The following is a 24840-nucleotide window of genomic DNA, read 5'->3' as shown; positions in this document are numbered from 1 at the left end:
GACTAAAAACTTTATCGGTAGTACTGAAAATCTTGTATTACCGAGGAAAAGTAGAACAACTGCTAATTCGTAAGAAATCTAAACACTTTATTTCTATCACATTATATTTATTCAATTATTTGTGCTTGAACCATTCTCTTTGGTAAATACTAGATATCACCTTTTACAAAAAGGTCAAGGATTTTGCACTTATGCCTAAAAGTATCTAAGTAATCTAAGCCTAATTTTACTGCCTATTAGTTTTCCTATCTTGCTTCTGACTATTACCGCTAAAATAAACGGTAAAACTAGTTCTAAACCTACACTTTTTACTCCTATCGGTATAGATTCAATAACCTCAGAATTTATGAGATGCATTGTTTTATTTTCTGTTTCTATCTTAAATAGATTATATCCATAATAATTTGAATGAGAAATTACCTTAGCTCCAGTTATATTCCATCCTTCGGAATAAGGTATCATAAGATAAAGATATAACGTTGAGTTGGTTATATTCTCTAATTTAAGAATATATTCTGCAGGTGATATATATATTACTTGAATAGGTATGAGCAATCTGGTTATGTTACTTGAATTCAGTATATATGTTATGGAATAATTTTCAAATGATATAAGCCCTAAAGACGAATTAATGTCAGTAGAATACACGAAATACAGTGAGTTGTTGTAAGAAAGTTTTAGTACATTTAATTTAGTAAAGTTCTGAATACCTTCTTTCAAGCTACTATATGAGTATGAGCCATACGGAGAAAATATAACTAAAGGCCCGAATTTAACTGCTGTTTTTTCCACTATTATATATCTAACGTTAAATAAATAAAAGAAATTCTTTACGTAGTTCATAGATTTAGAGGAAGTATTTTCTTCATAAATATGATAATATACACCGTTTATAGTGTTGAACATTTCACTTGATACGCTATAGTAATAGCCGCCAAGTATAGGTAAAGGTTTTAGAAAGAGAGGGAATAAGCTGGGTCCGTGATACCAACTTTGGCTATCTTCCGTCCCAAATATAGGTAAGATTAAAACAGTTAAGTTATAAGACGAATGACTATTTATAAAATTAACTGTATTTAAAAATTCTTGTGGGACATGAACAATACCACTGGGACCATAAGCTAGAATGCTAAATGAAACTCCTATTATTGAAATAAATACCAAAATAAGAGATACAATTTTTCCTATTTTCTTGTAACTTAAACTCTTAATAAATCCATAAGAACCCAGACCAAAGGCTATGGACATTAATAATCCTTGGAAAGGAGTTATTAAAACATACTGAGTTCTTAAATCAGTCATTATAGGAAATTCGAAAAATAATTTCTCCCAAAATGAAGAAAAGGGAACGTTAGGCATAGAGTATAAAAATGTGAATAAAAGAAACTCTGACAGCATGAAGAGAGCTTCTCCTCTTTTTCTTGTTTCTCTATTTATAGGTATGAATAAGTAAATTATTGCTAAAATTAAACTAAAATAATATATGTTAGCAGGTGGAATACCAAAGTTGGCATTTAGACCTCTTAACGTTAGAGATAGGCTTTCTGCTTGCGCATTAGTAACCCAATAGTAGTATGAAATTTTAATAAATCCGGGATTAGTAAAGCTTTGATAGATGGATATCATTTCTCCGATTTTTAGATATAAATATCCTCCAATAAGGGATAACAATAAAATGACTCTAAAGTAATGATGAGATAAGAGAGATTTTATTCCATAGAAGACGAAGAAAGTGAAAAGAAGAATAGCTAATGGTAAAGTATATACTGGAATTGAGTAATAATATTCCATAAAGAATATTGGGATCATAATTAATAACCAGAATACAGATTGTGAAAAATTATCAGATAGGAAGAATTTTCTAATAGAATATAATAAAAGTGGTAGAAAAGCATAAGTATAAACTGAAGTTAACATTGAGCTGTTTAATCCTCCTGCGCCTTGAGGATTTAGAGCAAAAAATAACACACTTGCATAACCTGCTAATATGGTAATGAGGGTATTATCATGGGGTAGCATTTCCCTTGTCAACTTATATAATGGGAGGGATCCTAATAGTAATAAAGAAAAATCGAAAAAAGTTCCAGAAAGAGGTAGATTTGAGAATATAAAAATAGGAAAATTTACTAAAAAAGTTCCTAAATAGAATTGCGATATGGTACCTAACCATGGATTGTACCCATATAGCGATAAAAGCAAATATTTATAAGCTGTTATAGGATTTAAATATGGAAATATAGGGTTATCTATATTATAAATATTCCCTAATCTGGTGAAATCAATAGCTAGCAATAAATCAAGAATTATTAAAATTAAAATATCAATATGTTTAAATAGTAAACGTGTCTCTGCCTTGTCTACCATTATATTATGAATCTTGTAGAGTCTTTTAAAAATCTTCTAATTTATAAACAAGGGCGATGTTAAGAAGAGTTTTAGGGCCCCTAGGGGGAAGGACGTTAACATTGAGGACGTTGATATGGGTGATGTGCTGGACTCGTTATCCCAGTAGGTTTGTTAGAGGCGTAGCATGTAGTGTCTATATCCGTGAATAATATCACAATGTTCAGTCCGACGGTAGGGGTTTGTCACGCCCTCACTCGAAGACTTAGCTTCAGTTCCCTTCTCGACCATGTTTCCCCAGCCATGGAGAGTATTACTCTCCTTGGCTAATAAAACCTATATAGATGTCCTCTACTTGGTTGATAGGTTTTCCTAGTTTTAGGCGTTATGTGGAGTTCTTCGGGATTTTCTTGAAAAGGTATTGGAGGCCTTATGCAGCAGACAAGGAGATGGTGGAGCTTTTCGTTTACGTCATTGCGTTGATCTATAACTCCTCGATCTATGCCTCAGTGCTGTCGCGGGTTCCCGAGAGTCAGTTAGCCCACTAACTTTGTACCGCGCGAGTTGATCGAGGTAGTGTGGATTATGTGGAAAATTCTGTTTTTCTCTACTACTGGTTATTTTCTCTTACAGTATAAGTTTAATCTCACGTTATATTGAAAGATAAAATTGCATTTCATTCCTCATAGTTCGTAATACAATATTTCTCTTTTTATATTTTTATTCAATTATTTGCGTTCGGGACAGTCTCTCGACTAAGGATGTACCACTAAATCATAGTCTAAGAACTTTTCCAAAATACTAGTGTTTAAGGGTGTGGTGAGGAGGGAAGAGTTTAGATTATTGCTTATTCTTTTGTTTCTTAATGATTTATTCAATCTAGAAAATTCTCTATTTAAACTTGTATAAATGCTTATTAATACTATAGATTTATTGTTAAGGAGGTGATTTTTGGGTCTACCAATATGGATAAGAGAGTTTTAGTTTTGGATTGAAAATTAATTATTTATCAATTTATTATATATCTCAAAAAGTTTTTCTATCATTCTATCTAATGAGAAATTCTTTGCATATTCTCTAATTGTATAAGTGTCGATATTTAGTTCTCTTAAATTAGGTAGCTCATCTTCAATTCTTATGCAATATTTACAAACCTCTTGAGGAATTTTCGCATCGTTGAATACAATAACTGGAACTCCCCTAGCGTAAGCCTCTACTATGGGAAATCCGAACCCTTCTTTTTTCGTAGGTAAAAATAGAAAATCGAATGAATCGTAAATTTCCATTAATTTGTCATCCGGCGCAGGCCCCATAATCTTAATCCTACTATCATTTTTACTTTCTCTTAATATCTGTTTAAAAATGTCACTTTTCATATTATAATCTCCCCATAATTCAAATATTATATTCTTATCTTTAATCTTCTTGAAAACTCTTATTCCTCTTATTACATTTTTCCTCTCATGATCGAGCCTTCCTATATAACCTAGTTTGATGAAATTGTTGTTTTTCTCTCTCTTAGGCATGATAAAAAATCTTTCATCAATGCCTGGATTCACAACGAAAATTTTCCCTTCATAATCTGTTCTTTCTATTTCTTCTTTTACAAGGCTGGAAACTGCTACAATAACGTCAGAGTTCAGTAAACTCCTCATATAAAACCTTGCCGTTAATAAGTTTCCTCTAGATTCTTTGTAACGTAAAAAGAAGAGATCATGAGCAGTAGTTATCCATACTGCTTTACCTTTTCTCAATGGAATAAACGGTTTAGGTGATAGGAAATGAATTATATCGTAATTTGAATAGTTATAAAAAAATCCGTTGATAGTAGAAATTAAAAAGGAGGATACTGATGAATAATCAAAGAATGAATAAGTATGTACATCAATTCCTTTTCTTTTTAAACCTTGGTAAACCATTCTAGCATATCTTCCTATTCCAGTTACTTTACTGATGTCATCAAAGTCATATTTGGCAGATATTAGTGCTATTTTCATAAAGCTTAATACTTATATTAACGGATAAATTTATCTGTGTGAATATAAGTAAAGATTTTTGTGGACTTTTAGACATATCGTTGTCATTTAAACTACAAGGAGGTAATAATTGCAGCATACATTTTTAGGAGTTGATACGCATGCCAGTACTATAGCAATAATGTTTCACCAATTTTATGGACGATTCACGGATCCTATATAGGATCCTATATTAGGTTCTATTAACCGGGGAGTGTGATACTCCTACGGGGGATTCACGCAAAACTAGAGAACGAGTAAAAACAAGTATTACAAGAGAAAAAGAAATAAGCAAGGAAGGAGAAAAACAACATAAGCCCACAGCGTATAAGGGGATTAAACCTCATTCAAGGAGGCTGGCTGTGAAGCCCATAGAAAACAAGAGGGGACAAAAACCCCGAGTAGGAGGTTGTAACCAAATACTCTAGGGGCTGAACATAGTTGATATTATGCAAGGAAATCACGGTATTACAATCACAAGATTCATATAGAGGATACACGGTTGACACCCACAGATTCTCGGTTCCCACAGGGATGTTAGAGGCGAAGCATGTGGGGCCTCTTGAGATTATTATGATAAAGACTGTATCTTATCCTACCTCAAATAAGTATTGAGATATTTCCCTCAGCAACCTTATCCCAACTGCTATGCATTTCAAGAAACTTATCTAACTTTTTATTATATATTAGATTAAAGTAATCCTCGTCTTTCATAGAGATCAATTTTAAAATTTCTCTTGCCATTCCTTTCACGTCAAATTCTTTTATGAATTTAACAGCTTCTAGTCCATTATAAATGCTTCTAGGGCCTACCAAATCATATGAGATTATTGGTGTTCCTAAGGCCAAGGATTCGAGAATAACTATGGGAAATAAGTCAGAATGTGTTGGATAAACTAAAGCTTTGGCCTTGCTTACTAGCTTATACTTTTCCTCCTCAGGAAGAAACCCCATATATTCAATGCTTTTTTCGAGGCGCAATTTCTTAATCAATTCAAAGAATCTCTCTTTTTCAATATTGCTCCAGAATTGGCCAGATAATTTCAGTTTTACATCATATATCCTAACTATCTCTTTCATGATATAAGGTATTTCAAGAATACCCTTTAAACTATACAATCGGGCCCAGAATACTAAATAATCTTCTTTATTGTTCGTCCTAAATTTCAAGATTTCTGGATTAAATGCATTTCCTATCTTTAGAATTTTCACTTTACTGCTATTTAAGTTTAAATATCGCATTTCAGGAGTGATCATTAAAAGATATTTTATTATAGGATCTTCTACAATTTTATTTATTTTAACTATATTAAAATTGGTAAAAGTAATCTTTAGAGCGTACAAGGGTGATTCAAAGTGGTATTTTAAACCATTATAAAATATTCTAATGCCATCAATGTAACTTCTAATATCTGTTTGCATGGTTGTTACTAATTTTTTACCACATATTTTAGCAATACAGTATGCATCAAAAGATAGTGAATTCTCGCAGTAAATTGATTTTCTTAAAGCTCTTAAGGCTAAATTCATCTTATCTATCGTTGAAGGTATATTAGCATTTATGTGCATATTTGGCTCATAAATAAGGCTAACATTTTTTGTCGGGCGATTCACGGATCCATTGCGAATTCAATTTGTTTCTCTAAAACTAGATAAGAATAATTGATTCTACATTTTCGGTAACACTAATAAGGGACGAGCATGAGGTAATACCATGGAACTCATAACTATCGACGAGAAAGCCCTCTACGGCACTCCACTAAGTGAGGCCGTGAAGGAGGAGCTCGGACAAAACCTCACACTCGCCCCCAATATACTATCTGAAGACGCATTATTAAACAAATCGGTCAAGGAGATCGAGAAAATGGCCTTGGAGGAGGCTGAGAAGACTAGCCCAAAGCACCAAAGAGGTAAGGAGGTGAAAAGGAAAGGTTACGCGAGATGCAAGTTCCTCAAGGGCTTTCGTATAGTGATGGTTGGGAGGGAGGTTAAGTACAAGTTGGAGTGGATCTCGGTGAAGCAACCTGTACTTTACGGGGATAAGGGAATGGTGAAGACCAAGGTTGAAGAGACCCTGCTTAAGGAGGAGAGGAAGGTCTTCACGGCTCTGATGTTAGTCTATTCGGTTAAGGGAGGTAAGTTGAACGCCAAGCTCTGGATGCCTCAGATCGAAGCGAGCGGTGAGTTCAAGTATATAATAGTTGATGGGAAGTACGTGAAGCTCAAAGGGGGGAAGGGGAGTCATTCTCTCGGCGATTGGCGTGACAGAGGAAGGCAAGAGGGCCGTTCTGGACATAATCTTAAGCGTAGAGGAGGACGCCATGGCTTATTGGAGGCTCTTGGTTGAGGTCTGGAAGAAGTCGAGCTTCATTCTTATAGTAGCTGATGGGATCAAGGCCTTGGATAGGGCGATCTCCCTTGCTGAGCTTCATGTGGCGAGGCAGGGCTGTCTGGTCCACCTCAAACGACGCAAGATCAAGGAGGAAAGGGAGGCCTTGAACGCGATCATCTCCTCAGCTGAAAACGGAGAGCTTAAGTCCGAATCCTGCCCAACGCTTCTGAGCTACCTCAAAGCCAGCAAGAAGCTCTGGAAGTGGCTCAAATCCAACAACTTGATCGAGTCTTTCAACTCCCTCTTGGAGAGGAGGAGGTTCGGTAAGTTTCACTCCCCTTGGAGGATACTCCAGATCGCGCGTGTCATAGCCCTCTACTACAACCTATTAACCTATTTTCTCATTACTGTAATAATATTATAGTGTACCTTATTCTTCTCATTTTATCAGAAATTTATACAATAATTTCTCCATAGAATTATCCTAATTCATATAAGGATATTTCAATTCGCAATGGAAACTTGAATCGCCCAAGTTATAGGGTATAAGATCCCAAACGCGGAGTATCTTGAGGAGGTCTCAGACGAAGAATTAAGGGATCTGTACTCTTCCGCTTTAGCTACGCTTTACCCTGTAGATTTTGAATATTATGGTTACATTCCAGTAGAGTCTATGGCTTCTGGAACTCCAGTCATAGCATTTAAGTATTCGGGAGGCCCTTCAGAGACAATTATAGACGGGCAGACTGGATGGCTTGCCTCAGATGAGGAGGAATTCTATAAATTAACAACGAGGGTATATAATGAAGGTTACTCAGAAGAGATAATTTTAAATTGTAGGAAAAGAGCTGAACTCTTTTCGATACGAAATCAGACTAAATTACTACTCTCCTACATAATATAATATGTTCTTCTCGTGACCCCTATCCTCTAGTATGCTTCTTAAAACCCTCTTTTATGAGGATACTATCTATCTCGCTTTCATACTGATTTCTTACTTCTATTACGATTTTCTTAACCTTATGAAGCTGACTAATACCAGATTTTATAACATCTAGTTCTGCTCCTTCTACATCTATTTTAATGAGGTCTATCAAATCATAGGACGATAAAAGTTCGTCCAAAGTTATTGTTTCTACTTCTACGTATCTGTTCGAGTTAAAGACGATACTGGAATTATAAGGATTATCTGCTAAGTAAAGCTTGACACGTCCTTTACTCTCATCCCGTTCCTCACATCTTTTATAGCGCTAATTCTCCTCTCTTCCTCTTGTTTCTTGTTGAGCCTTATACTGTGCATTCTGGATTTCGGCATAACGATTTAATATTGCTCATGAAATATAAATCTTGCCCTTTAGAGCTTAACGAAGTATAACTATAACTAAAAATATATTTAGATAATCAAGTAATAGCTAATTATTTCAAATATGCATTATCTTATATAACAATAGAAATAATGATCGCTTATAGTGAAACCCGATAGACTGAAAATTAACTTTAATAGCTTCCCTTAGGCCTATGTAGCTTATTAATCTATACATATAATCTGATATTATCTTAAGATTGTTTACCTTAGTCGAAATATCAAGTAGACCAAACCTTGCAATTCTAGTGGGCAAATAATAGTATAATCTTAGTATATCGCGACTAGTTTGTTGTGTGAGCATACTTTCTATATCCTTAAATTCTCTTAATAACTCTTCATCAGTTCTAATGGACTCAAGTATGAGTTGATACTTATTATCTTTAGGTAGATGAGGAGATAATTGCTTTTTATGAACTCGGTAGTATGTCAGTTTTAAGTCTGAGAAATATAATCTTGTTTTAGACTCTATTGCCATAAGAAAAAGTAAAACATCTACTGTTCTTCTTCCCCTAAACTTTTCCAACCAGTCAACCCTAATAATGTCCCTTTTCATACAGATTGAACTGCTGTTAAATTGGGGAGATTTAGCTTCGTAAAGCTTTTTAAACTGATCCTTAAAATTTTCAGAATTTATACCTTCTATAATGACACTCTTTTGTCTGTTTATAAAAGATTTATGTAATATGTATCCTTGCTCATCCATTATAAAATGATCGTTATGGAAATATCCTAAATTTTCTATTTCGTTGAATTTCTGAGTTACGATGTTTGACTTTTCTGTTGCGAATGCATCATCGTCCTCCAAAAAACAAATAATATCACCCTGACTTAGTTCTATGCCCTCTTTCATTTTAGATGCCAAGGGATCACTTTTGGTTTCGTAATCTACGAAATTATTCAGCAAATTAGCTCTCTCCATTAAATTTTTAATTTTATTATTGTAAGGAAATTTATGGACTAAAACTACTTCTATTTTTTTCTTATTAAATTCTTGTCTTAAAATACTTTGAAACGCTTTGTCTATATACATGTCTCGCATGTGAGCCGTAATTATAACGCTTATTTTAGGTTTGCTCATAAACTATAGGTAATGTTTTATTTTCCCTATAATAACACTATCTCCTCTAGCCTTAGCATAATTCAAATCTTTGGCCCTCTTCCTTAGCAGCTCTTTGATCTTTTCTCTAATCTTCTTTTGTCTAATATATTTTGGGGAGATGCTGGGAAATGGGTATGTTTAGGGCAGTACTCGTTCAACCCAGCATCTCTCCGCTAAATTTGATAATCCCTTTTAGTCCCCTTTGCAACTCCTACGGCGGATTCTCGTAAATCAAGTGGAGGGATAAAACCAAGTATTACGAGAGTAAAATAAATAAGCAAGTAAGGAGAAAAACAAGATAAACCCTTTCTCACAAGGGGCGTTCAGTAATAAATCTTTCGGTCAAATTCCAAGCATAGCGCCAGCTAATATTACCATGTGACGTTTTCCGATTTAAGTAAAATTAAAAACTATTATAATTACAACGTTTCAGATTATACCACTCTTCATTATATTCAAATATAAAGAATAATATAATATATATTAACAAGATATTATACAAATAATTGTACAATTTTACAATTAGCAGTTGTTCTACTTTAACGCAGCTTAAAGATTTTCATCAAACCTAGTGTACTTCATAAACGTATTTCTACGAACCGGGCGATTCATGTTTCCATTGCGAATTGTAATATTCTCTATTAATTAGGATAATTCAATGAAGAAATTATTGTGTATATTTCTGGTAAAGCGAGAAGAATGAGGAGTATTGTAATATTATTACAGTAACGAGAAAACAAGTTAATAGGTTATAGTTGTTAGCTATGGTTCGAGCGATCTGGAGTATCCTCCAAGGGGAGTGAAACTTACCGAACCTCCGCCTTTCCAAGAGAGAGTTGAAGGACTCGATCAAGTTATTGGATTTGAGCCACCTCCAGAGCTCCTTGGGAGCGGAGAGGTAACTCAAGAGCCTCGGACAAGTCTCCGGCTTAATCTCTCCACTCTCGGCAGATGAGATGATAACATTCAACGCCTCCCTCTCCTCCTTAGTCGCGTTACGCTTAAGGTGAACCAAGCATCCTTGCCTTCTTACTTGAAGTTCAGCGAGGGAGATCGCCCTGTCCAACGCCTTAGTTCCATCAGCCACTATAAGAATGAAGCTGTGCTTCTTCCAGACCTCAACCAAGAGTTTCCAATAACCCACTGCATCTTCCTCCACGCTTAAGATTATATCCAGAACGGCCCTCTTGCCTTCCTTTGTCATACCAATCGCCGAGAGGAGGACTCCCTTTCCTCCCTTGAGCTTCACGCACTTCCCATCAACTATTATATACTTGAACTCACCGCTCGCTTCGATCTGAGGCATCCAGAGCTTGGCGTTCAACTTACCTCCCAGCACAGAATAGACCAACATCAAGGCCGTGAAGACCTTCCTCTCCTCCCTCAGCAAAGTCTCCTCCACCTGAGTCTTCACCCTCCCCTTAATTCCGTAAAGTACGGGCAATTTCACCGAGATCCACTCTAACTTGTAAATGACTTCTCTCCCTTCTAACATGATCTTAAACCCCTTGAGGAACCTGTACCTCGCGTAACCCTTCCTTTTCACCTCCTTACCTCTCTGGTAGTTAGGACTCTTCTTCTCAGCCTCCTCCAAGGCCATCTTCTCGATCTCCTTGACCGATTTGTTTAATAAGGCGTCATCGGATAATATCTTGGGGGCGAGTGTGAGGGTTAAGCTCTGTCCAGATCCCTCTACGAGTTCCTTTAGCTGAATGTCGTAGAGGGTTACCTCGTTCGTAGCTAAGAGGTCCACGATATTACCTCATACTCGTCCCCTATCAGTGTTACTCAAAATGTAGAATCAATTATTCTTATCTGTTTTTATAGAAATAAATTGAAATCGCAATGGAGCCGTGAATCGCCCTACGAACCGGAGAAGTTCCTCCAGAGACTGTCCCAAGTGCAAATAATTGAATAAATCTATGTACAAGTTTATGGAGAATTATTCAAAAGAAAAGATGAACAACTGAGAAATTTTGAATTTTCACTTCACGTTAAAAGTGGAGTAATACTTAAAGGGAACCGGGAAAATGTAGTACGAGGACCTATGAAACCATGGGTTCAATATTACAACGGCCCCCTATGAACACTTATCATCAAGGCATAAAATACTCGTGAAAATGAATTACGTGCTTATCACGTCTGAAATTCTGTCTCATCTCTCTGACTTGTTCATATTGAGGGCGTTAATAGTGATGGTCGTGTGGACGTGTTCTTACAGGGACGTGCGGAGCTATTACGAGACGGACGTGGTAGTAAGGTGGTTCCTGGGCGAGTGCAAGTCAAAGTCTGAAATACACAGGAGGACAAAGAAATTTAGGAAAGAGCTCAAGACCGCGTTCAAGGAGTACGCTAAGGAGCTTGAAGATAAGTTGAGCAAGTTTGCTGGCTACTTGCCGAGTAGCGCGTTGTTCGGTAAGGTCTGGAAGCTGTGGTGCGTGGACTCCTTCCTGCTTGAAGTACCGTTCGGGAAGAGGAATAAGGAGACTTTGAAGAAGAAGTTTGAGCTGGAGCTGAGGCTGGGTAGGTACAAGGAGGCAGTAAGTATGCTCTACCGGTACATGAAGTGCAAAATGAGGAGGAGGTTTAAGGGTGAGTTTACTAAGAAGAGGGGTAGAAGCTACTTTGGCTTCAAGGTCTTTGACCTCATGTCGCCTACAATGATAATCCACGAGATTCAGGTGGAGTTGGCCAATTTCCCAGATAATAAGGTTCGTTTCTTCCGTAGCGGTTATAAGGTAGTGGATAGGGGATTCGTCGGGAAAGCTTCAACTTGGTTTTCCTAGTTTTAGGCGTTATGTGGAGTTCTTCGGGATTTTCTTGAAAAGGTATTGGAGGCCTTATGCAGCAGACAAGGAGATGGTGGAGCTTTTCGTCTACGTCATTGCGTTGATCTACAACTCCTCGATCTATGCCTCAGTGTTGTCGCGGGTTCACGAGAGTCAGTTAGCCCACTAACTTTGTACCGTGCTAGTTGATCGAGGTAGTGTGGATTATGTGGAAAATTCTGTTTTTCTCTACTACTGGTTATTTTCTCTTACAATATAAGTGTAATCTCACGTTATACTGAAAGATAAAATTGTATTTCATTCCTTATGGTTCATAATACAATCTTTCTCTCTAGTTATCTTTATTCAATTATTTTGCGTTCGGGACAGTCTCTTGAGAGGTCCATGATATTACCTCATGCTCGTCCCTTATTAGTATTATCGAAAATGTAGAATCAATTTCTCTTATCTACTTCTATAGAAATAAATTGAAATCGCAATTGACCCCTGAGGCGCCCAATTGCGTGGATTCCTCGTAGGAGTGTCCAATGCGTAATTAATGTGAATAACTATATAAAGTAAAAAGTTATAAAACATGTTTGTTCGGAATTAAATTCACTTAATTACTAAGATGAGATAATATAAAATCAGTTTATTAAATGTAATTGCAAATAATCTCGTAATTTTCGATAATCTAGGCTAAGAAAGCTTTTCTAGTTTATTTTTCTACCGATCTAGTGTGAAATTCGGCGTTTTCTAAGTGTCCTAAACTGCTGAATATTATAAGCTAGGCCTACGAGGTACTCTCCTTGTACAGCTTGATCGGATCCCCCATGGACTCCTTGAAGTTATCGAAATCCCTCTGAGTTAACTTCTTATTCATAGATTCATAATGCAAAATAAAAGATAGCTAAGTTTTTTATCTCACTCTCTTTATATTCATAAGTAATAAAGTTTATTAATAAGATTGTGCTGTTTAAAGATTCTATATGGTATCCTTGAATCGACTCAGAATCATCAAAGCTTTTATAAACTAATTAACAAGTAATTATTACCGAAAAGCACATGAAATTAACTGAGGGAGACATAAGTGAAGAAAATGTTGGTGAACTGCATGATGTATATAAGCAAGGAGTGGTTAAACACTCCTATTTAAATCCTATTAATCTTTATCTGCGAAAATCATTTTTAGGCTGGAAAATTAAAATATTGAAAATAAGGGATCAAGGATATATTGCCTTTATAAATCAAAGAAGCTTCTTTAATACTTTTTTGTTTCCAGGAATCTTTAATAATTTAGATTTATATGATAAACTATATTTAATTGTTAAAAATAAAAAATTTTCATATATGTATATATCGAATATCATACATTTTTACATCGATTCACAAAAGGTATTAAATGTATATAATCAAATATTTAATGGTTTAAGTAGAGAAAGTTTTATAGATGTTATTTATGACAATAACGTAAAGCGGAATAAGCAAACTAGGCATAGAATTAATATTAACCTAAAGAAGGCAAAGGAAAAGAACGTCAGAATTTATTTATTACAACAGTTAAATGCAGACTTATTTAAAGAATGGTATAATAATTGTTACCTATATACGTATGATAATAAGCCTCCATTTCCATATTCTAAACTATATAGTTATACTGAAGGTTTATTAAGAAATAATCTACAAAAGTTTATTATAGCTAAAGTTGACGATAAGGTCGTAGGCGGTATTGCAATTTTAATGGATGAATATAGTAATATAGCATGGTATAACCTGGGTGCAATATGTAAAGAAGGTAGGGAAAGTGGAGCAGGTTACCTTTTAACTGACACAGCAATTAAATTAGTTAGTGAACAGAATAAAATCCTAGAATTATATGGAAAAAGTGTCTCTGATCACGATCCAAAACACGAAAATATTTTTAACTTTAAAAAAGTTTTTGGAAGAGAAATTGAAATTCCATATTTTTCTTATATAAATCCATTACTAAATTCTATTATAAAATTAATTAGAAAGATACGGTGATAATATTAAAATGAAGGATAAATACTTTATATATAAAAAGAAAAAATTCATATATAATGACGAACTTGACGGAGGCGCTTCTTATCATGCCAATTTGTTTATTCCGGTATTAAAAAAGTTAAATGGAAAATTTTATAAATGCATGGAAATGTTCGCAGGAGTTGGAATTACTGGCCTCTCATTAGTTCTAGATAATATTTGTGATCATATAGATTTAGTTGACATAAACCAAGGTGTAAGCGATTATGTATTTTATAACATAAAAAGTGCCTCTTTAGAGTCTAAAGCAAGATTTATAATTTCTGATCTTTTTAAGAATGTAGATGATCATAAATATGATCTAATAATAGGTAATCCTCCTCGTATACCAGATCCTTCAAATGTTGAACCATCTAAGTATTTAAAAGCTGTAGATGTAGACTATCATATTCATAAAGAATTTCTTAAACATCTATATGCGTATCTTAATCCAGCTGGCTTTGCGTTATTATTAGAGGACTATAACAATATGCCTTTAAGTAAATTGTATGGCATTATAAATAGTTATGAGACTTATTATTATGAAGTTATCAAGCCAAGTTTCTTAGAATCATTTAAAGCTGTAAATATAGCTTTTTCAGGCCGAAGTATTTCTGTGCATAAACCTAAAAACTTCATGTTTATGATTTATGAAACAATAAGATGGAAAAACATTTTTTACTTTATTAGGATAAAAATTAAGTAAATATCGCAAAAATAGTAGTATTATAATTCAGCCTTAGAATACCATTTTATTCTTATCTAATATTGTATTTCTTATATTTTGTAAAATTTAATTTAGAATCTTATAGATAATTTAGTTATTAAGCTATAAATTCTGGGACTAGTTTTCTATATCATAAAATTAGCACTATAGAGTTCACTAAGTTAAGACTCCCATTAACAGTTTTGTTGTTCTTTACTACACTCTAATGATTCGTTGAGATTAATTAGTGAGCAACAATGTGATTCTTAACCAGAAGTACAAGTTCGCAACAATCAATCACACTATCCGGTAACTATATTTTAATCTCATGCAGTCTGGCGTTCAGTAATAAATCTTTCGGCCATGTTGACCTTGGGACGAGTCTGGGACAAATTAGTCTAATGGGTTCTAAATTTATATAGCATTTCAAGATTTTTAATCTAACGCTTTAGACCACAGTAGGTCGTGAATCGCGACCCTCGCTAAGACCGTCAAGTGAATCCTCTCTTCCCTAACCTTATTTATGATCCACCCAGTCCTCCTCCTACGGGGAATTCACGCAAAACTAGAGAACGAGTAAAACCAAGTATTACAAGAGAAAAACAAATAATCAAGGAAGGAGAAAAACAACATAAGCCCACAAGGTCTAAGGGGATAAAAACCCCATGATATAGGCTGGCTGTGAAGCCCCTAGAAAACAAGAGGGGACAAAACCCCGAGTAGGAGTGTGCAAATAAATTTTTCTAGGGGCTGAAGGCAGTTAATATTATGCAAGAAAAACGAGGTATTATGATGATAAAGAATATCTCGCATACACGAGCAATATTCTATCATGGAAAGTGAGATTAAAACAAGGGGTTTCGCAATAGACGTTTCAAGGGATAAGTTGACGGTAGTGAAAGCTGAACTTGTAACAACGCAAGAGAAAAGGGGAGTAGAGGTTAATGAGGTGAGGGAATTCAAGTACGACAACGAGGGAATAGAAGAGCTAATTCCTTGGCGAATACAAGGAAGGGATAATGGAGGCAACCGGACCGTACTTCTTCTACCTACACGAAGAACTAACAAAAAAGGGATTCAAGGTAATAGTAATAAATCCCTTACACTTGAAGGAAGTATTCGGAAAGAAGACCGACAAGTTAGATGCACAAAGACTGGCAAAAGCCTTCATACTGGGAGTAGTTAAGGGGTCATACATACCGACCGGGGAAATAAGGGAGTTAACGAGGTATAGGGAGAGCTTGATGAGAAAGATAACGCAAGTAAAGAACAAGATAAGGAAGTTCTTGGAGATAGGATACAAGATAGAGCCCTTTGATAAGAGGGGAATGTTGTTGGAGAAGTTAAGTAGGGGAGAAGGGCTGAGTGAGGAGGAAAAGGACGAGTTGAAGGAGAAGTTAGGGAGAAATTTGAATGATGAGAAGTTGGCTTTGAAGCAGCTGGTAGACTTACTAAAGAGCTTGGAGGCTATGGTTAAGGAGGTTGAGGACATGATAGTTTCTAAGATTCCTCAGCCTGTGGTCGAGTTGAGCCCGGGAGTTGGTTTGATTAGTGTAACGATTTACGCTGAGTTCGGTGATGTTTCTCGTTTTCTCAACTCCAAGGCTGCTAGGGCTTATGCGGGTTTTGCTCCTAGGACTAAGCAGAGTGGTGAGAGCGAGTCTCACTCGGGTATGATTAGGGGTAATAAGTATTTGCGTAGGGCTTTTTTCCTGGTTGCTAGGGTAGGAAGTCTGAGCGTTTCAAGGAGTTTTACGATAGGCTTGTCTCTAAGTGGAAGAGTGCTACTAAACTTGTGCTCTTGGTGGGAAGCTTGCTTGTATTTGTTATCACGTTATAAAGGATGGTGTTTACAAGGGCGATGTTAAGAAGAGTTTTAGGGCCCCTAGGGGGAAGGACGTTAACGTTCAAGATGTTGATGTGGGTGATGCGCTGGACTCGTTGTCCCAGTAGGGCTGTTAGAGGCGAAGCATGTAGTGCCTATATCCGTGAATAATATCACAATGTTCAGTCCGACGGTAGGGGTTTGTCAAGCCCTTAGTCGAAGACTTAGCTTCAGACGTCAAGTCGACCATGTTTCCCCAGCCCTGGGGATATAGAGTAATACTCCTCGACTAATAAAACCTATATAGGACGTCAAGACCTTGGGCGTGCAGGATACCTCTTTTCTCAAAAGGAGAAGGCTTCAAGGTTATCTGTTCCTCTTCGTGATGGTGGTCAACGCGGCCAGAGACTTGGTCAGTTCCCTTAACCTGAAGAGCGTGGAGGAACTTCTCCGGTTCGTTGAAATACGTTTAGGGGGTGCACTAGGTTTGATGAAAATCTTTAAGCTGCGTTAAAGTAGAACAACTACTATCATTAGAAAGTATTTTATATTGATTGCGAACTTAAATAAGCAAGTTACGAAAAATAATCCTTTATTATTTGGACATTCTCTGGATTAAAACTTCGTGACGATTCTATTACTTCGTCCTTGTCCATATTATAAGTCAAATATTGATCATTATTAGATATTCTAATTATATGATTATATCTCTTTTTTATTTCTGAATTATTTAAGTTAAAATATGCTTGTATAGTATTTAATGAATGTTGAGGTCCATAAGATTCGGATATTGCGAAATTACCATTAATAATATGAACCTCGTTATATATAATCGATTTAATAACTGAGTATATTAAAGTCAATGAAACGTTATTCCCTTTTAATTTTAAGTCTGATTGAATGTCTTTAGGATATCTTATATATAATGGTACTCTTAATAATTCGTCACTTAAATAGAAACCATGATAAACTCTACCATATTCTCCAATATGATTCCCATGATCTGCTGTCACTATAATTAATGCGTCATCCATATTAATTCTCTTGCTTAGATCTAATATAATATTTAATACACAATTAACTGAGTTCTCTGCATAGATACCATAATATTTTCTGTAATGTGCTATCATAGAGTTTTCTGCTGATCCTAAGAAAACGGATCTCAAGAAGTTATAATCATATTTCCCATAAACGTCTTTTCCTATTACATCAGTAGAATATGGCTCATGAGCTTCCATAACATTTATAAAGAGGAAAAACTTATCATTAAATTTAATCTGTTGTATTTTTCTCCTTATTAAATTACAACCTTTATGTAAAATTTTTGATTTATAATAGAAATAAGATGTAAGTGAATTTTTATATAACTTATATCTAGTTAATATTTTAAAATCTTTAAAATCTTTATTCCTGATTAAGTTAATTAACAATTTTAGTTTAGATTTATAATTAGCACCATATTTATTTAAAGCTTCTAAAGTATCATTCTCTAATGTGTAGAGCGGCGGATAATCAATAAGGTAATAAGAATCAAAATTAAAACCAAAGATTGGTGAAATGAAAGCGTTGGCCGATATTCCTATGGTTTTGTATCCTTCATCCTTAAGTAATGATATAAGGTTATCAAATTTAGTCATAGCATGAATGCCTAGTTTTCCATAGCCTTCTACGAAATCATTAATTCCATAATATTCATGAACTCCGTGAAAATACGGGTAAAGTCCAGTAAACATACTTACATGAGATGGTAACGTCCAAGGAGAGGCCGAAAACGCATTATCAATCTTTTGGAATCCTATTTCAAGGAGTTTATCAAGTTTTGAAGAGTGATCTTCTCTTAAAGTATCCGCAACTATCAGTATAACGTTAGATTTCATTGATTTTTGTCTTTATGTTCACAAGTAATAAAGTTTTGCGGCTAAGAGCAGCTTACGCAGATTACTAATATCAGTATTTTTAGAGAAATTTATAGTACAATATAAGCATTATTTTATAAATTTTGTTAAAGATTTTATCTTTCTATAAGTACAATAACTCGTTATATTATAGTTGATATAGTGATAATATACTTATTAAGCTACAAATTCTGAGATTAGCGTTCTCCCCCATACGACTATAGCTATGGAGCGCATCATCATTTGTATGTCCCTATTTACTGCCTTCGCAGCTCTCTTGGACCTTACGAGTCTGTCTCTCAGTGAGGAATACAAGGACTTGTTGGGATTTACGGGAGAGACGATAGTGCGATTTTTACCAGAAGTGTACGTTGTAATCATCGCTTACCCATCCGTCTCATTCGGCAAATACTTTTTGACCTCTTGGAAGGTATTCTCGTCTATATCACATTCAGAGTAGATAATGTATAGCCCTAGTTCCGTGCGGCAAGTGAATACCCACTTCAGTTGAGAAGATCGAGAAAATGATCCTAAACGAAGCAGTAAAAACAAGCCCAAGATACACCAGAGGAAAGGAAATAAAAAGAAGAGGTTACGCTAAGTACAAATCTGCAAAAGAATCCAACATAGTAAAGCAAGGGAGGAGGATAATTTATAAAAAGTACAACACCTTATTACGGTAAAGCTCACTATCCTCTATAAGGACGGGAAGAGAGCAAAGAAGGATACTGAAGAAGAACTTGAAAGGGAGAGCGAATCGGTTGAAAGGGAATTACTAGCAATCTATTCCGTACTTGAAGAAAAATTGGACATCAAATTGAGTTAGCCTAATAAAGTTTAAGGAGATTTCAGGTGCATTATAGTTGACGGTAAGTACGTCAAGCTCGTTAACGGCGAGAGGAGCGTTTTACTTGTAGCCATCAGTGTAACTCAAGAGACTGTCCCGAACGCAAAATAATTGAATAAAGATAACTAGAGAGAAAGATTGTATTATGAACCATAAGGAATGAAATACAATTTTATCTTTCAGTATAACGTGAGATTACACTTATATTGTAAGAGAAAATAACCAGTAGTAGAGAAAAACAGAATTTTCCACATAATCCACACTACCTCGATCAACTCTCGCGGTACAAAGTTAATGGGCGAGCTGACTCTCGTGAACCCGCGACAACACTGAGGCATAGATCGAGGAGTTGTAGATCAACGCAATGACGTAGACGAAAAGCTCCACCATCTCCTTGTCTACTGCATAAGGCCTCCAATACCTTTTCAAGAAAATCCCGAAGAACTCCACATAACGCCTAAAACTAGGAAAACCAAGTTGAAGCTTTCCCGACGAATCCCCTATCCACTACCTTATAACCGCTACGGAAGAAGCCGACCTTGTTGTCGGGGAAATTGGCCAACTCCACCTGAATCTCGTGGATTATCATTGTAGGCGACATGAGGTCAAAGACCTTGAAGCCAAAGTAGCTTCTACCCCTCTTCTTAGTAAACTCACCCTTAAACCTCCTCCTCATTTTGCACTTCATGTACCGGTAGAGCATACTTACTGCCTCCTTGTACCTACCCAGCCTCAGCTCCAGCTCAAACTTCTTCTTCAAAGTCTCCTTATTCCTCTTCCCGAACGGTACTTCAAGCAGGAAGGAGTCCACGCACCACAGCTTCCAGACCTTACCGAACAACGCGCTACTCGGCAAGTAGCCAGCAAACTTGCTCAACTTATCTTCAAGCTCCTTAGCGTACTCCTTGAACGCGGTCTTGAGCTCTTTCCTAAATTTCTTTGTCCTCCTGTGTATTTCAGACTTTGACTTGCACTCGCCCAGGAACCACCTTACTACCACGTCCGTCTCGTAATAGCTCCGCACGTCCCTGTAAGAACACGTCCACACGACCATCACTATTAACGCCCTCAATATGAACAAGTCAGAGAGATGAGACAGAATTTCAGACGTGATAAGCACGTAATTCATTTTCACGAGTATTTTATGCCTTGATGATAAGTGTTCATAGGGGGCCGTTGTAATATTGAACCCATGGTTTCATAGGTCCTCGTACTACATTTTCCCGGTTCCCTTTAAGTATTACTCCACTTTTAACGTGAAGTGAAAATTCAAAATTTCTCAGTTGTTCATCTTTTCTTTTGAATAATTCTCCATAAACTTGTACATAGATTTATTCAATTATTTGCACTCGGGACAGTCTCTCAAGTGGAGGAGGCATTGCTGAGGGAGGAGAGGAAAGTCTTCGCGGCTCTAATGTTAGTCTACTCGGTTAAGGGAGGTAAGTTGAACGCTAAGCTCTGGATGCCCCAGATTGAAACGGGCAGCGACTTCAAGTACGTGATAGTTGACGGGAAATACGTGAAGCTCAAGAGGCGAAAGGCGGTCCTCCTCGTGGCCATTGGCGTGACCCAGGAAGGAAAGAGGGCGGTTCTCGAGGTCATCATAAGATGGGAGGAGGATACCATGGCCTATTGGAAACTCTTGGTTGAGGTCTGGAAGAGGTCGAGCTTCGTCCTGGTCGTAGCTGACGGGATCAAGGCCTTGGATAAGGCGATCTCCCTCGCCGAACTTCACGTGGGAAGGCAGGGCCGCTTGGTCCACCTCAAGCGTCGTGCTACCAAGGAGGAAAGGGAGGCCTTGAACGCGATCATCTCCTCAGCTGAAAACGGAGAGATCAAACCCGAGTCCTGCCCGACCCTCCTGAGCTACCTCAAAGCCAGCAAGAAGCTCTGGAAGTGGCTCAAATCCAACAACTTGATCGAGTCTTTCAACTCCCTCTTGGAGAGGAGGAGGTTCGGGTTGTATCACTCTCCCTGGAGGATACTACAAATCGCGCGGGCCATAGCCCTCTACTACAACCTATTTACCTATTTTCTCATCACTATAATAATATTGTAGTTTCCTTCATTACTCTCACATCAACAGAGATATACCTAATAATTTTTACATTGAATAAGCCTAATTCAGAGCACAAAAATACAATTCACAATTGACTCCTGAGCCGCCCTTAGTTAGTGCAATAATTCACGAATATCTATCTTATAATTCTCTATTATTCCAATTCGCAACAGATTCATGAATCACCCATAGTATCATATGTTGCAATTTAGAACTAATAATTATAAATTAAATTTTTTATTCTAAAATAAATTTTTACTATTCCATTAAAGAGTCTGTTCTTATGGATATATTGTATCAAATCTTTAGGTATTCTCTTTGATTCATAATATTTAATTTGGTTTTCAATTTTAGAAGTACAAATTAAGAGACCTCTTGCGGACGATACAAAAGAACAATTAAAATTTTTACTTAGAAAGTTCCATATTTCTACAAGTTTTTGAATATCCTCATAGTTGCCAGTAACAACTATTAGAGATCTTGAAGATAGTTTATTCAGAAATTGTTTGGAAATATTCAATTTATCTGTTAAATATGAATTAAATATAAAACAGTCTATAGGCTGATTTATATTTGCTATTTCTTCATATTTTTGTATCTGTGTTATAGGACTTTCATCCGACTTACTGGGAACTGTATCAGATAAAATTATTAAGTTACCAAAATTATTATTTTCTAGTGCTTGCTTAATAATATCTATCGTAAAATCCTTAGCCCATGATAGTACCATACACGTAGCTGGTTTAAACGCTCGCAAAAGTGAATATATTAATTCTAAATTCTCAATTTCTGGTGTTATTGCATCTGTGCAACTCCATGCCTGACTATCTAATATTTTCCCTTCTTCAGTAAATATAGGTTTGAAAATATTAGACAATTCTGGTTGGATAACAGAATTAATGTGTAAAATACTTTTTCGTGGAGGTTTAACTTTCTTTTCATAATAGTCAATTCTTTTCAGCAATCCTTGATATCCTAACCCTTTTTTAGACTCGTAATTTTCCCTGTAATATTCTACTCTCTTCAAGATCTCATTATATGAATGACCCAAGTTTCTAACTAGATAATATGGTGCCCATGCCACTACATAGCCTAGCCTTAATATATCCTCAGATAATCTTACATCATCTGGAAAGAGAAATTCATTGGTTTTTATATTATGGATTCGTACTCCCTTATCCCATATTTCTTTCCTAATAATACTTGTAGTACCTACGTTACCTAACGCTTCGTATATAATTTCTCCCTCTTTATATAATATTCTTTTAATTGGATGAGGAACCCAAACTTCTTCATCAGTAGGAACTGGTGAGAAAAGTGATAATTGACCTAATTCGTTGAATATACTAAATAATTTAACAACTTTTTCTGACCAGCCAGGCAAATATTCAATATCATTTTCACCTATATGCAATAATTTACCCTTAGCTTCGCTTAAGCCTAAATTTATTGCCTCTCCTCCTATGTTTTTATCCAAAAATATGATTTTATTAATCTTATTACTGAATCTATTTTTTAGTTCTTCTAGTACTTTTCTTGAATCGTCCGTCGAACCGTTATCCACAATTATTAGTTCATACGGCACGTTAACAGTATTCAAATAACTTGATATCGTAATTTTTAGTAAATCTGATCTATTCCAGTTTAACACTACTGTTGATATAATTATATCATTGTTATCTGTCATGCTTTTTTCACCTTTTATACTATATGCGCTTAAAATAAAAGCATTCATAATCCTTAGCTGTAAGTTCTTTCACTTTTTTACTCATATACCATACCTGGCTTTCGTGAAATTCTAGCGCCTCTACCTTAAGCCTAGGATTGTCAACTTTTAAACATACATATTTCCAGTTTAGCATTATTTTTAACTGAAGAAATAAGCTACGAAGTACTGTTGGTAAATTTCTAACATCGACTATTGAATGTCTATGTATAGTATACATATATAAACTCATCCTCCTCTCGCTCATTTCTTTAATCGTGGAAAGAACAATTTTCCCTATAGCAGAATGATCTGGATGGATATCGAAAGGAGAAGGAAAGTAAATCTCAGTTATTCTACTTTCTTGTAATAAATTCAATAATTGGTTGCGTATTTTATTAAAATTCCTGCTAACAGAACCATCTTCATTTCCAAGAAATATAATATTATCTTTATTTTTTATTCCTAGCTTACTTAATGCATTATAAGCTTCTCTCATTCTTCTTAGAGCTAATTCTTTTCCCCATTCTTCATGTCTTGGTGAGCCTTTGCTACCGTCAGTTATATATATTACTTTCACATTATAAGCATTGCGAGAAATTATACCACCACAACATATTATATCGTCATCAGGATGAGGAGCTATTATAAGTATCACAGCATAGTCTTTCTTTTTAACCTTATATTTTTATTGTTTATTCTGAACATTGACTAATATAGTTCATCTAAAGCTAATTAATATTTTAGCATAAATCAATTATAAGTAATAAAATCTTTGTATTAATCTATTATTTATTTCGCTATGAAATAAATAGAGATAATGGATAAAATTATTATGAAATTCTAAACGATTTCCTTTCATATTAATTTTAACCTTATTATTTATTACAAATCAAATATTAGAATTATATTAATTTGGTAGAAATTCAAAGATTATTATAAGACTCATATTAATATTCTCTTCTAGCTAGTATCATACCATAATACTTTCCTTGTTCTTCACAGGTCCGTAATATACTTTTACCTCATAATCGTCCTTCAATTTATTTATTAATACCTTATGTGAAATTCCAGTTTCTTTCTCATGATATTCTAAGTTTATAATTTCAAATTTTTTAAAAGTATTATAATCTTTTAATACAATGTTATATTCACAACCCTTGCAATCCATTTTTAAGATATACGGATCGTCAGGGAGTATTTCAGGCAATGTAAATGTAGTAACCTCTTCCTCTCCTTTATATTCTTGTTTAACTAAAGAAAAAGTTCCTGACTCATAAAGCATGTAACAACTAGGGACTTTTACACTTTCTTTCTTATCTATTACTAGTACTCCCCTTATAAAATTAACATGACCTACATTATTTAACTCTAAATGTCTTTTTGCCAGATTATAGGGTAACTTTAATGGTTCCAAACTTATAACATTTCTTGCTCCATTTATTTTATTATAATATATTGCAGCATCTCCTATACTTCCACCAATATCTACCACATTTCTATCTTTAATTCCATCCAATATAATATATATTATAATTAAATGTTTCTATTATTAATCCTAGCATTATAAGAAATTTTACTTTTCCGTTTATCCATAATCCATTTTCAAATTTCCAACCTAACTTCTTTGCTCTCTCAGAAATATCTAATGCTAAAAGTAAATTATCATCGAAATAAGGTTCATCTGTACAGCTAAACATTCTAATTTCTTTATTTATTAGCATATGACCATCTAAAATTTCTATTTGCGATATCCTATCTCTCAAGATAGAGTAAACTAGCTGTTCAAAAAATCTCCTGCTCACCTTTATTGAATATCCTTACTATTTTTAAACTT

The 24840-nt window shown here is 35.2% G+C and carries 15 protein-coding genes and 9 pseudogenes; 10 read left to right on the top strand and 14 right to left on the bottom strand.

The annotated features are described in order from the left end of the window. Nucleotides 1–195 precede the first annotated feature (195 nt). The gene (locus J5U23_RS07245; protein WP_218267379.1) at nt 196–2364 is read right to left on the bottom strand and encodes a hypothetical protein; all 2169 of its coding nucleotides are present in this window, start codon (nt 2362–2364) and stop codon (nt 196–198) included. Between the two features lie 326 nt (nt 2365–2690). Between J5U23_RS07245 and J5U23_RS07240 the strand changes: the two are divergent. Further along, nucleotides 2691–2891 (top strand): annotated as a pseudogene (locus J5U23_RS07240) (IS5/IS1182 family transposase); the annotation flags it as partial. A 450-nt stretch (nt 2892–3341) separates the two neighbouring features. On the opposite strand, the gene J5U23_RS07235 reads toward J5U23_RS07240, so the two are convergent. Continuing rightward, the gene (locus J5U23_RS07235) at nt 3342–4340 is read right to left on the bottom strand and encodes a glycosyltransferase family 4 protein (RefSeq protein ID WP_218267378.1); all 999 of its coding nucleotides are present in this window, start codon (nt 4338–4340) and stop codon (nt 3342–3344) included. 618 nt (nt 4341–4958) lie between these two features. Further along, nucleotides 4959–5927 carry a glycosyltransferase family 4 protein gene (locus J5U23_RS07230; protein ID WP_218267377.1) on the bottom strand — a complete coding sequence of 323 codons (969 nt, stop codon included), beginning with the start codon at nt 5925–5927 and terminating at the stop codon, nt 4959–4961. Between the two features lie 145 nt (nt 5928–6072). On the opposite strand from J5U23_RS07230, the pseudogene J5U23_RS07225 reads away from it, so the two are divergent. Next, nucleotides 6073–7114 (top strand): annotated as a pseudogene (locus J5U23_RS07225) (transposase). 102 nt (nt 7115–7216) lie between these two features. Continuing rightward, complete coding sequence (locus J5U23_RS07220) at nt 7217–7594, top strand: glycosyltransferase (RefSeq protein ID WP_322789636.1); 378 nt, start codon at nt 7217–7219, stop codon at nt 7592–7594. A gap of 19 nt (nt 7595–7613) precedes the next feature. Here the strand turns inward: J5U23_RS07220 and J5U23_RS07215 are convergent, their stop codons facing one another. From J5U23_RS07215 to J5U23_RS07200, 4 genes and pseudogenes are all read right to left on the bottom strand, one after another. Further along, complete coding sequence (locus J5U23_RS07215; RefSeq protein WP_244988855.1) at nt 7614–7859, bottom strand: FkbM family methyltransferase; 246 nt, start codon at nt 7857–7859, stop codon at nt 7614–7616. Between the two features lie 35 nt (nt 7860–7894). Continuing rightward, nucleotides 7895–8005, bottom strand: a pseudogene (locus J5U23_RS07210) (IS630-like element ISC1078 family transposase); the annotation flags it as partial. Between the two features lie 106 nt (nt 8006–8111). Further along, the gene (locus tag J5U23_RS07205; protein WP_280638407.1) at nt 8112–9134 is read right to left on the bottom strand and encodes a glycosyltransferase; all 1023 of its coding nucleotides are present in this window, start codon (nt 9132–9134) and stop codon (nt 8112–8114) included. A 688-nt stretch (nt 9135–9822) separates the two neighbouring features. Next, entirely contained in the window at nt 9823–10908 is a 1086-nt protein-coding gene (locus J5U23_RS07200; protein WP_218267375.1) for a transposase, read from the bottom strand. A gap of 294 nt (nt 10909–11202) precedes the next feature. Here J5U23_RS07200 and J5U23_RS07195 point away from each other — a divergent pair. The 5 genes and pseudogenes from J5U23_RS07195 to J5U23_RS07175 all read left to right on the top strand — a co-directional run. Then, a pseudogene (locus J5U23_RS07195) lies at nt 11203–12113 on the top strand (IS5/IS1182 family transposase). A gap of 875 nt (nt 12114–12988) precedes the next feature. Beyond that, entirely contained in the window at nt 12989–13948 is a 960-nt protein-coding gene (locus tag J5U23_RS07190) for a hypothetical protein (protein ID WP_218267374.1), read from the top strand. A 10-nt stretch (nt 13949–13958) separates the two neighbouring features. Then, on the top strand, nt 13959–14672 hold the full coding sequence (locus J5U23_RS07185) for a methyltransferase (protein ID WP_218267373.1): 714 nt from the start codon (nt 13959–13961) through the stop codon (nt 14670–14672). A gap of 832 nt (nt 14673–15504) precedes the next feature. Then, nucleotides 15505–16625, top strand: a pseudogene (locus tag J5U23_RS07180) (IS110 family RNA-guided transposase). 179 nt (nt 16626–16804) lie between these two features. Then, nucleotides 16805–17011, top strand: a pseudogene (locus J5U23_RS07175) (IS701 family transposase); the annotation flags it as partial. Between the two features lie 61 nt (nt 17012–17072). On the opposite strand, the gene J5U23_RS07170 reads toward J5U23_RS07175, so the two are convergent. Next, a complete protein-coding gene (locus J5U23_RS07170; RefSeq protein WP_218267372.1) occupies nt 17073–18374 on the bottom strand; it encodes a sulfatase-like hydrolase/transferase in 1302 nt (433 codons plus the stop codon). A gap of 195 nt (nt 18375–18569) precedes the next feature. Continuing rightward, nucleotides 18570–18896: pseudogene (locus J5U23_RS07165) on the bottom strand (IS1 family transposase); the annotation flags it as partial. Nucleotides 18897–18916: 20 nt separating this feature from the next. Between J5U23_RS07165 and J5U23_RS07160 the strand changes: the two are divergent. Continuing rightward, the gene (locus tag J5U23_RS07160) at nt 18917–19075 is read left to right on the top strand and encodes a hypothetical protein (RefSeq protein ID WP_218267573.1); all 159 of its coding nucleotides are present in this window, start codon (nt 18917–18919) and stop codon (nt 19073–19075) included. A gap of 455 nt (nt 19076–19530) precedes the next feature. Here the strand turns inward: J5U23_RS07160 and J5U23_RS07155 are convergent. Continuing rightward, nucleotides 19531–20441 (bottom strand): annotated as a pseudogene (locus tag J5U23_RS07155) (IS5/IS1182 family transposase). Nucleotides 20442–20596: 155 nt separating this feature from the next. On the opposite strand from J5U23_RS07155, the pseudogene J5U23_RS07150 reads away from it, so the two are divergent. Beyond that, nucleotides 20597–21298, top strand: a pseudogene (locus J5U23_RS07150) (transposase); the annotation flags it as partial. 214 nt (nt 21299–21512) lie between these two features. Here J5U23_RS07150 and J5U23_RS07145 read toward each other — a convergent pair. The 4 genes from J5U23_RS07145 to J5U23_RS15760 form a co-directional block, all read right to left on the bottom strand. Beyond that, on the bottom strand, nt 21513–22985 hold the full coding sequence (locus tag J5U23_RS07145; RefSeq protein WP_218267371.1) for a glycosyltransferase family 2 protein: 1473 nt from the start codon (nt 22983–22985) through the stop codon (nt 21513–21515). A gap of 19 nt (nt 22986–23004) precedes the next feature. After that, nucleotides 23005–23661 (bottom strand): PIG-L deacetylase family protein, encoded by a 657-nt coding sequence (locus J5U23_RS07140; RefSeq protein ID WP_218267370.1) that lies wholly within the window; start codon nt 23659–23661, stop codon nt 23005–23007. A gap of 315 nt (nt 23662–23976) precedes the next feature. Then, nucleotides 23977–24522 (bottom strand): FkbM family methyltransferase, encoded by a 546-nt coding sequence (locus tag J5U23_RS15765; protein ID WP_244988838.1) that lies wholly within the window; start codon nt 24520–24522, stop codon nt 23977–23979. Beyond that, nucleotides 24509–24808, bottom strand: a complete 300-nt coding sequence (locus tag J5U23_RS15760) for a hypothetical protein (protein WP_244988837.1) — start codon at nt 24806–24808, stop codon at nt 24509–24511. Before J5U23_RS15760 ends, J5U23_RS15765 begins: the two co-directional genes overlap by 14 nt. Nucleotides 24809–24840: the final 32 nt, after the last annotated feature.

Source organism: Saccharolobus shibatae B12, assembly GCF_019175345.1.
Lineage (GTDB): Archaea > Thermoproteota > Thermoprotei_A > Sulfolobales > Sulfolobaceae > Saccharolobus > Saccharolobus shibatae.
Note: the sequence above shows the minus strand (reverse complement) of the source record. Positions and strands in the feature narration are given on the sequence as shown.